This is a genomic window from uncultured Campylobacter sp., from assembly GCF_937997465.1.
GTDB lineage: Bacteria > Campylobacterota > Campylobacteria > Campylobacterales > Campylobacteraceae > Campylobacter_A.
In genome coordinates, this window is the sequence record NZ_CALKTQ010000163.1 from 1 (window position 1) to 8794 (window position 8794).

General features: G+C 44.5%; 11 protein-coding genes. 2 read left to right on the top strand and 9 right to left on the bottom strand.

What is annotated here, in order from left to right; translation table 11 throughout:
- Positions 1-615: 615 nt before the first annotated feature.
- The 4 genes from Q0546_RS05185 to Q0546_RS05200 form a co-directional block, all read right to left on the bottom strand.
- The gene (locus Q0546_RS05185) at positions 616-804 is read right to left on the bottom strand and encodes a hypothetical protein (RefSeq protein ID WP_002949209.1); all 189 of its coding nucleotides are present in this window, start codon (positions 802-804) and stop codon (positions 616-618) included.
- A 62-nt stretch (positions 805-866) separates the two neighbouring features.
- Complete coding sequence (locus Q0546_RS05190; protein ID WP_298791152.1) at positions 867-1601, bottom strand: EI24 domain-containing protein; 735 nt, start codon at positions 1599-1601, stop codon at positions 867-869.
- A gap of 400 nt (positions 1602-2001) precedes the next feature.
- Positions 2002-2697, bottom strand: coding sequence for a dUTP diphosphatase (locus Q0546_RS05195; RefSeq protein WP_298791154.1), 696 nt, complete (start codon positions 2695-2697; stop codon positions 2002-2004).
- 54 nt (positions 2698-2751) lie between these two features.
- The gene (locus Q0546_RS05200; RefSeq protein WP_002949212.1) at positions 2752-3267 is read right to left on the bottom strand and encodes a hypothetical protein; all 516 of its coding nucleotides are present in this window, start codon (positions 3265-3267) and stop codon (positions 2752-2754) included.
- Between the two features lie 87 nt (positions 3268-3354).
- Here Q0546_RS05200 and Q0546_RS05205 point away from each other — a divergent pair, with 87 nt between their 5' ends.
- Both Q0546_RS05205 and Q0546_RS05210 read left to right on the top strand, forming a co-directional pair.
- A complete protein-coding gene (locus Q0546_RS05205) occupies positions 3355-3732 on the top strand; it encodes a hypothetical protein (protein ID WP_298791156.1) in 378 nt (125 codons plus the stop codon).
- Between the two features lie 10 nt (positions 3733-3742).
- Entirely contained in the window at positions 3743-4150 is a 408-nt protein-coding gene (locus Q0546_RS05210; protein WP_298791159.1) for a pyridoxamine 5'-phosphate oxidase family protein, read from the top strand.
- A 320-nt stretch (positions 4151-4470) separates the two neighbouring features.
- Here Q0546_RS05210 and Q0546_RS05215 read toward each other — a convergent pair whose 3' ends face one another.
- The 5 genes from Q0546_RS05215 to Q0546_RS05235 all read right to left on the bottom strand — a co-directional run bounded on the left by Q0546_RS05215 (position 4471) and on the right by Q0546_RS05235 (position 8652).
- Positions 4471-6003 (bottom strand): phosphoethanolamine--lipid A transferase, encoded by a 1533-nt coding sequence (locus Q0546_RS05215; protein WP_298791161.1) that lies wholly within the window; start codon positions 6001-6003, stop codon positions 4471-4473.
- A gap of 63 nt (positions 6004-6066) precedes the next feature.
- Positions 6067-6201, bottom strand: coding sequence for a hypothetical protein (locus Q0546_RS05220; protein ID WP_298791163.1), 135 nt, complete (start codon positions 6199-6201; stop codon positions 6067-6069).
- Positions 6174-6530 (bottom strand): diacylglycerol kinase, encoded by a 357-nt coding sequence (locus Q0546_RS05225; RefSeq protein WP_298791165.1) that lies wholly within the window; start codon positions 6528-6530, stop codon positions 6174-6176. The genes Q0546_RS05220 and Q0546_RS05225 overlap by 28 nt, the downstream gene beginning before the upstream one ends.
- Before the next feature lie 125 nt (positions 6531-6655).
- Positions 6656-7861: a multidrug effflux MFS transporter gene (locus tag Q0546_RS05230; RefSeq protein ID WP_298791166.1), complete on the bottom strand. Its 1206-nt coding sequence runs from the start codon at positions 7859-7861 to the stop codon at positions 6656-6658.
- 578 nt (positions 7862-8439) lie between these two features.
- Positions 8440-8652, bottom strand: coding sequence for a hypothetical protein (locus Q0546_RS05235; protein ID WP_002953022.1), 213 nt, complete (start codon positions 8650-8652; stop codon positions 8440-8442).
- Positions 8653-8794: the final 142 nt, after the last annotated feature.

Sequence of the window (8794 nt, forward strand, 5' to 3'; positions counted from 1 at the left end):
AAGATCGCGTTTTTTTGGTATTTACTCTCTTTTTTTATAAGCGGCTCGAGGCTGCCCAGCACCTCGGTCGCAGCCTGCACAAACACGCCTTGGCCCGGATTGGTTCTTTTTATCCACTCCATCGTTTTTTCGATGTACTCGCTCATCTTCACTCCTATACGTCAAATTTTAGTAGTTGAATATTAACTCTCCTAGAAAAAATTTTTATTTAAATTTATTTTTATATTTTTATTTTAGGCGATAAGTGTTACGTATCGAAACTAAATTTATCAAACGTAACTTTTTAGTAAATTTATTGTGACATTATTTTGCGCTTTAGCGTGAATTTTGATCGGCTCGGATACGGTTGTGTTAAATCTAGGAGCTTGAAATTTACGGCTGCGCGATTTTGCGTATTTTACGAGTTTGGGTCAAATTTGAAAATTATCGGCAAATTTGTGGCTATTCTCGTCAAATTTATTTTTTGGCTAAATTTGAGCTTGCTGTAAATACGGATTAACTTTGTGGGCTTGTTTTTAATCTATGTAAGGCGATAAATTTTGAAAATGCTGGAGTAAATTTGGGCGGGTTAAAATAGTAAAAAATCAAATTTAGCCCAAAGCGGGCTAAAATCGATTACATATCCTCTTTGATTTCGTCGTTGCTGCGAACGACTAGGCCCGAGCCGTGGATGACGCTAGGGATGCATGCAGTGCAGATATCGACCTCTTCGCCGTTTTTGTGGGCGCGGATAAATACGGCGTTTTCGTTTTCCGTGCTTTTTTGTCCGCAGACGTTGCAAACTACGATATTTTCAGTTCTCATTTGTTTTCCTTTTTTAAAAATTTCGGCTTATTTTATTTATTTTTTCGCTGATTTGAAATGATTTACGTCAAGCGTGAAGTCTCGCGTAAAAAGAAAAAATGCGAAAAATAAATAACGAAAAAAACCTGCAAGAAAAGTCCGAAAATAGGCACCAAACAAAGCAGGTAAAAGCACAGCGCGGCGGCTTTAAATTTATATCCGCCGTAGTCCAGCAAATAAAGCTCAAATTTGTGCCGCGAGAGGGCGTTTGGCGCGATGTCGATGAAGAGTAGCGAATAATAAAGGTAAAAAAACGCCGGGTGCAGGGCGAGGAAATTTAGTGCGGGCACGGCTAAAATCGGCACGCAAATAAGCGCGATTAGGATAAATTTGAGTAAAATTTGACCCATGAGAGCCGTTTGGCGAGCTAGGCTGATGTTTGCCAGCTGCGACTCGTCCACGCGGTAGTGCCTGCGGTTTATCTCGCGGGCGATCGTCGGCGTTAGAAAGCCCGCAACCGCGAGCGCGCAAAAAACCGAAAGCATGACGACCAGATATGCGCCGACAGCGTAAAATATCGCGCCGATGAGCCATTTTGCGATGCCTAGGCTAAGGATTTTAGCCGCCATCGGATACTCGGCCAGCGCGCCCGCCTCGCCCGATACGGCCTCGTTTAGCGCCTCGTATAGCTCACGTCCGCCAAACATCGCGATCACTGCGATGATGATCGCAGAAAAAACGAGCGGCAGGATAGAGAGCGCGATAAATTTGGGCGTGAAAAGGTCCTTTAACGAAAGGCGTAAAATATCAGCGAGCAACGAATCTCCATTTGTTTAAATTTATGCCGTTTTGCGGCAAAAGGGCGTTTGGGGCGCGGCGGCTTTTCTAAATTTGACGCGCATTTTTTGCTTTGCGCAAAGCGGCGCGGCGAATGTTTCCAATGGCGCGCAAATTTAACGTGAGCATAGACTTCGCGGCTAAATTTGACCGATTTAAATTCGGCTGCAAATTTAGTTAAATTTATCAAATTTGGCCCGCTTTTTGTGGCGCTAGACTTGCATGCGGCGTAAATTTTTGCCGGCTAAACGGCAGGTTTTTTCAAGCACAGCTAAACCGTGCCCAAATTTAACCGCCCGCAACTTAAACTGCCTGGCGGCGAGTTAAATTTGCTAAATTTAACGATCCAAGCGCAAATTTAGCCCGCAAAGCCGTCAAATTTTATTTTACCGCCTTGTACTCGGCCTCTAGCGCGGCGTAGATATCATCCACGCTTTTTAGCCCGCGAGCTAGAATCTCGTTCATCACGGCGTTATCTTCTTTGCCGTTCCAGACCTTTTTATACGCACCCTCTTTGTAGCCGTGATCTTGGCGGAAGCGATTTAGCACGTTTTTACCTACGTAGCACTCGTAAAGCGAGCTAAGATTTACGCCGCATTTTAGGCTCATCGAGAAGTAAATTTTAAGCAGGTCAAAGAGCGAATACTCAAAGCCGGAGCACTTGTTTATGAGCATTTCGACGTCGTTTATGATCTCGTAGATGTTTTCATCAGCGACGTTAAACGGCTCGCGGCAAAACGCATCAAAGCCGCTGCTAGCGCAGATGTCGCTTGAGAGCTTTGCGATATCGCCGAGGTTATTTAGCTTGTACTGCTCGAGCATCAAGCTCATCAAAAAGTGCCAGATATCCACGACCTCGACGCACAGATTTTCTTCATTTGTCGGTGCGTTTATGCTTTTCCAGTGCTTCCAGGCAAAGCTATCTATGAGCTCGGCGCACTCCATATATATGCAGCGTTTCCAGTTGATGAGTTTGCCGTTTTTGTTGATGCCGTTTTCCCAGCCGATGCCGTTGGTATCGTCGTTTAGGCTCTGCTGGAGATTTAGCATTTGGGTGATTTTTTCATTCGCGTTCATAAATTTTCCTATTTTTAAAATTTATGAATTATAGCGAAAATTTTAAACCGCGAACTAAACGTAAAATTTAAAGCTATCCAGCTGAGAAATGAGCTCGTCAAAGAGCTTTTTGGAGTTTTGAAGTAGTCTGTTATCCGCTTTGTTTTGCTCCATCAGCCTATCAAAAAGCTTTAGCATGCCGTCTGCGATAAAATTTTTATGATTTGCGTCTTTTATCTCGGGAAGCTCCTTGCGAAGGGAGTTTGCGAGATTTGTCACGCGTGAAAATATCGGATCCTCGCCATCTTTGACGTTTTTCATAAATTTATCTATGCTGGGCACTATTTTTTCTAGAGCGATTGCTAGTTCCTCTTTATCGCGCGCGTCCAGACCGTCGCCTTTATACGAAAAGCTATAGCCGTACTCGTGCGTGAGAGTGAGCGCAGATGCCGATGCGCCCGCTGTTTTAGCGCTAGCGTAGTCTACTGTTTTGTTATCGTACATTTTTAGATTTATTTCGTCGCCGCTACTGGTTTTAAAGCTAAAATCAAAGCTGTTTAGGCTCGCGCTTTGGTAGTTTTGTAGTTTCATAATTTGCCGTCCTTTTGGCTTTATATCGGCTAAATTTCTTTTTTCTTAATACCCCTTGCGCTAAAATCACTCAAAAAAAGGATGAAAATGTGCTGTTTTGCAACGCGCGTATTTTTGCTCATTAGCGCGACCGTTTTGAGCTTTGTTTTGCACGGATTTTTCCCGCAAATTCCCGTCGTCGCGTTTTATTTTTTACTGGCAAATTTGATCTCGCTTACGATATTTTCGCTATTTTTCGCGGGCAAACTCCCAAGCTTCGTTAAGCCCGCGGCAGTGCACTATTTTAGCTTTATCGGCGGCTTTGCGGCTGGGCTTGGGGTGGCTTTATTTAAACGCGAAAAAGCGGGAGCTAAATTTGTCAAAATCGAGCTTTTTATCTTTGTTTTTTGGCTAGTTTTAGCTTGCTTTTTGGCGCTAAATTTTAGCTGGGTTTCGGCAAATTTGACTCAAATTTTTAGCGCTTAAGGCGGACGAAATGGATGAGAAAATTTTAAAATTTATCCGCAAAATGCACCTGCTTAGCCTTGCTGTTTTAGATGATGGCAGACCATACTGCGCGAGCTGCTTTTACGCTTTTGACGAGGAAAATTTGGCTTTTATTGTAGCTGGCGGAGAGCAGAGCGCTCACGTGAGGGCGTTTTTAGCAGAGCCTGGCGTAGCCGGCACGGTAGCGCTTGATACGAAGGTGGTGGGCAAGATAGAGGGCGTGCAGTTTCGCGCCCTAGCCGCCCCCGCAACCGCGCAGCAGATGAAAATCTACTTCGCGCGCTTTCCTTATGCTTTGGCGATGAACCCGAGCCTTTATGCTTTGAGCCTAGGCTGGGTTAAATTTACGCATAATGCGTTGGGGTTTGGGAGGAAAATAATTTGGCAAAGAGCTTAATTTTGGCTATTTGCGGCTTGTCTCGCGAGTGCTTTTAAATGATTTCGTAAATTTCGCCCTGCGACAGACTATATGTCTAGTCTTGGGACGAAATTTACTTCAAAACATTTAAAATCATCTCACGATACTTCGCCTTAACTATTTATGTAAAATTTGAAGTCGAAATTCTCGAATTTGAACGCAAAGAGTCAAGGCGAAGCATTTTTGTGATAGACGAGGCGGATGAGCAAGGGCAAAGGAGCGTATAATATAATACGTGACTGAAGCCGACTGAGCCGCTAACGACGTATGGCGGAAAAAAGACAAGCCGCTAAAATTGCTTAATTAAAAATGTCTAGTTTTTTGTCATATTCCTTTGTCTCCACTCCAAAAAACCCAAGCAACGAGCTAAAAACATTATCGTGCGAGACAGCGTCGTCCTTTTGCGCGCGCAGGCGAGATAGCGTCCTTTCATCGTTCGTATACGCCATCATCGGGATGTGCTTTTGCGTCTCTGGCGCGATGGCGTAGGGCATGCCGTGCAGATAGATGCCGTTTTCGCCCAGGCTCTCGCCGTGATCGGAGAAGTACCAAACCGCGCTTTTATCGCCGCCCGCGTCCTTGACTGCCTTGATGACCTCGTCAATAAAAAAATCCGTAAAAAGCAGCGTGTTGTCGTATGTGTTTACGATACTATCGCTATCGCAGGAGCTAAGCTCGCTCGTGTCGCAAGTCGGGGTAAATTTGCGAAATTCGCTCGGATAGCGCGCGTAGTAGGCCGGGCCGTGCGAGCCTTGCAGGTGCAGGACGATTATCTCGTTTTGCGCGAGATTTTCGAGGCGTTTTTTTAAGGAGGGCAGCATATTCGTATCATATCCGGCGTCAAAATACTCGACGTCGCCCGCGTCCAAGCGGTCGCAAACGCCCTTGCACTTGCCCGAGTTGTTGCCTAGCCACACAACCTTGACGCCCGCGCGTTTTAGGATATCAAGCGCGTTTTCGCTAAATTCTTTGCTGCTGTATTCTTTTCTCGTGGACTTTGAGAACAGGCACGGCAGAGAGACAGCTGTCGCAGTTCCGCACGAGCGAGCGTCGCCGAAATAGACCAAATTTGGCTCATTTTTCGTGTAAAAATTCGTATCGTTCTTGGCGTATCCGCCGAGCGAATAGTTTTTCGCGCGGGCCGTTTCACCAACGATCAGCACCATTAGCCGTCGCTCATCGCTTGGCCTCATCGTCGCGTCTAGACCGATTTGTTTAAATTCGGGCTTAAAAAACTCGAGTTTTACGTATTTTTGCGCCGCGTAAATCGGATAAAACGGCAGGTTGTAGGCTCTAATGAAGCTATTTTCGCGAAAAAACGGGATGATGGATTTGGTTTGCGGCAAAAATAGAGCCACCGCTAGCGCTAGAAATCCGAAAAATGCGGCAAATTTGACCTTTAGATGCCGCCTCGCGCTGCCGTACTCAATCGTCGTAAACGCGACTAAAAGGCAGGGCAAAACGCCCAAAAATAGCATATAGCAAACGAGCTTTGGATTTAAAAAGCTTAAGACTTCGCCTGCGTCCGTTTGCGCAACGTTTCTTATCATTTCGCTATCGATTATGATACCGTAGCTTTGCATGAAGTAGCTGCTGCCACACGTAATGGCAATCGCAGCGATACTAACGGGCTTAGCTAAATACGGTAAAAAAATGAGCGAAAATAGCGCGCAAAGCAGCGAAAAATAGATGATCGGCAGACTCGCGGCCATAGGCGCGTCCGCGTCAAAACTAAGCTTTGAGTAGGCGAATTTAAATAATGTGAAATTTAGTGCAGCGATAAAAACGGCGTTTAAAATCGTAAATTTAAACCAAGAAATATGTAGCTTCATAGCTTTCCTAATATTGATAATAAGAGTGGAACTTTATCCAAAAAAAGCTTAAAGCTTTAGTCTTTAACGGTAAAATTTGAGCTCAAATTTGACGCCAAATATCAAATTTGAGTTTCTAAATTTAGCTTGTAGGCGTAAATTTAGTAGCCACTTTGGGTGAATTTTACTCGCTAAAATGCCAGCGCAAACAGCGTCCACGCCCAAGTTATTGCAGCCGTACCGATAGAGAGGCAAACGGCGGCAGAGGCGCAGTCTTTGGCGATTTTGGCTAACGGGTGAAAGCCCGGCGAAACGAGATCTACTACCGCTTCGATCGCGGTATTTACGCACTCGCAGATCAAAACGAGTCCGAAAACTGCTATCAGTAGCGCGTGCTGCGCCGCGGAAACCGGTAAAAACAGCGAAACTAGCGCAAGCGGGACGATAACGCAAAGCTCAAAGCGAAACGCCGCCTCGTTTTTAAGCATCGCAGCAAGCCCCTCGAATGCAAATTTGGAGTTTTTAAAAAAGTTGTATTTTGGTTTCATATTTTGCCTTTAAATTTGTGCAATGATAGCGTAAATTTGCTTTATAAGGCGCTTTTGCGGACGGCGCGATAAACAAAAACGTAGCCGAATTTGCCGCTCAAATTTGATAAAACTCGGCTAGTTTTTTACTCATCAGAAATCTTTGAAGTCTTGTAAAGTAGCGCAAACGCCGCCGCTCCGATAAGCGCAAAGCTCGCAACCATCGGCAGTAGCGTACCCTCAAATAGCTGCCCGATCGCGACTCCGATAGGAAGCGAGATAAAGGTCGAAACCGAGCCGATCAGCGCAGCCGCCATGCCAGCGATCTTGCCCATAGGCTCCATCGCCATCGCGTTTAGGTTGCCAAAAAGTATGCTCACGCAAAAAAAGCTACTCATACAAAACGCCATAAAAGTCCACAGCGGCGGCACTCCGTCATACGCAAGAACGACCGGCAAAAACGCGACCGCGATAACGCAAAACGTCCCCATAGCGCGCATGCTAAGATAGCGCATGCCGTAGATCATCACGAGCTTTGCGTTTATCATCGATGCGGCGCCCAGAGCCAGCGCGTTTATCGCAAAATAGATAGGAAACTCCTCGCCTAGCTTGTAACTCACCTCAAAAATCTGCTGAGCGGTGCTGATATAGCTCAAAAACATCCCAAAAATCAGCCCCAAAACGATCGTGTAGCCTGCGGTACGTCTGTTTTTCACTACCTGCGCGGCTTCGCTTTTTATCAAATTTAGGCTAAATTTATTGCGGTTTTGCTCAGGCAGAGTCTCGCTCTGACGCAGCCCAAACCACGCTAGGCACGCAAACCCCATAAAAGTAAGCATCAAAAATATGCTGCGCCAATTATAAATTTTAAAGATAAAACCGCCAATGATCGGAGCAAGTGCCGGCACGATGATAAAAACTGCCGCGATAAAGCTCATCACGCGAGCCATCGCGCGCCCCTCGTAAAGATCGCGGATAAGCGCCATCGCGATGATCCTAGGGCCCGCAGCGCCTAGTCCCTGGAAAAATCTGCTCGCCAAAAGCGCAGTAAAATCGCTCGTGACGACCGAAATAAATGAGCTTGCCGTAAATATCGCAAGCGCGAGCAGCACAGCGTTTCGTCGCCCGATAAAGTCGCTAAGCGGTCCGTAAAATATCTGTCCTACGGCAAAGCCCGCAAACATCGAGGAGATGACGAGCTGGGTTTGATTTATCTGCGTCACGCCAAGATCTAGGCCGATCTGCATGAGTGCGGGCAACATCGCGTCGGTGCTCATAGCTCCAAGCGAGGTTAGAAGCGCCATAAGCGCGATAAATTCTACGAAAGGCAAGGTTTTGGGGATAAATTTCATCTTAAATTCCGCTTTTTGGATTTAGGGGCGATTGTATAAAAAATAAGCTTAAATTTTGAGGTTGGTTTGGGTGGAAATTGGCGCCAAATTAAATTTGATCTATCTAAAAAACTCGGGGTCAAATTTGGAGATCAAATTTAAGTCCGCGCGAGTAAATTTCGCTAAATTTAACGCTTTAGTGAGTAGCAATTTAAGAAATTCGAGATTTTACTGTGAAGTAGTTAAAAGTAAAACATGATGAGCTGGTTGCTTTTGGATTTTATTGAAATGCTTTAGATTGTAAAAATAGAGGATGGTGGTTAGAGGCTAACTAGATTTAATCCTTGGAACTGCCATTTTGTCGGTATTTAAAAGTTTAAGCTTTCAATACTGCTTTAAACACTGCTGTATTTACTTTTTCTTAGTAAATTTGCCAAAATTTAGCAAACTTCTCTAAATAAAAATAACTTCCTTAATACTCCGCTTAAAATACCTTTTTTTATGGGCTTTTAAAGCTTTTGTATTTGCTTGAAAAGACTTGAATTGCAATTGTATAAAAATCAAGCTTAGTTTTTCTTATTTTTTAGCTTGAGCTTTGCTTATACTAGCGGATTTACAGCAAATTTTTTAAGCCACTCGTTTATGGCTTTTCTGCTGTATAGTATTACCCTTTTGACCTTGATATAGGGGATGGAGTCTGGCTTGCCTTGATTTATTTTCATTCTTAGTCTTGCTTGCATGTGTTTTGATATGCCAAATTCTAACTCTAACTGCTCTATGCTCATCAAATCATCGTTTTGGATTATTTTCATTTTTGCTCCTTTTGGTTTATTTGTTTTGGTTGCGTAACGATACTCAAAGCAAGCCTAAACACATCTTAGAAAAAAGGTATATAAAACGAGTTTATTTCCCTTAGTACTTATGTTTTCAGCACTGATAAGTCACTTGCTGGTT

Excerpts from the sequence above, each read along its gene's own strand:
- Q0546_RS05205 (WP_298791156.1), top strand. The coding sequence starts at position 3,355 with ATGTGCTGTTTTGCAACGCGCGTATTTTTGCTCATTAGCGCGACCGTT.
- Q0546_RS05200 (WP_002949212.1), bottom strand. The coding sequence starts at position 3,267 with ATGAAACTACAAAACTACCAAAGCGCGAGCCTAAACAGCTTTGATTTT.
- Q0546_RS05225 (WP_298791165.1), bottom strand. The coding sequence starts at position 6,530 with ATGAAACCAAAATACAACTTTTTTAAAAACTCCAAATTTGCATTCGAG.
- Q0546_RS05230 (WP_298791166.1), bottom strand. The coding sequence starts at position 7,861 with ATGAAATTTATCCCCAAAACCTTGCCTTTCGTAGAATTTATCGCGCTT.
- Q0546_RS05210 (WP_298791159.1), top strand. The coding sequence starts at position 3,743 with ATGGATGAGAAAATTTTAAAATTTATCCGCAAAATGCACCTGCTTAGC.
- Q0546_RS05215 (WP_298791161.1), bottom strand. The coding sequence starts at position 6,003 with ATGAAGCTACATATTTCTTGGTTTAAATTTACGATTTTAAACGCCGTT.
- Q0546_RS05235 (WP_002953022.1), bottom strand. The coding sequence starts at position 8,652 with ATGAAAATAATCCAAAACGATGATTTGATGAGCATAGAGCAGTTAGAG.
- Q0546_RS05195 (WP_298791154.1), bottom strand. The coding sequence starts at position 2,697 with ATGAACGCGAATGAAAAAATCACCCAAATGCTAAATCTCCAGCAGAGC.
- Q0546_RS05185 (WP_002949209.1), bottom strand. The coding sequence starts at position 804 with ATGAGAACTGAAAATATCGTAGTTTGCAACGTCTGCGGACAAAAAAGC.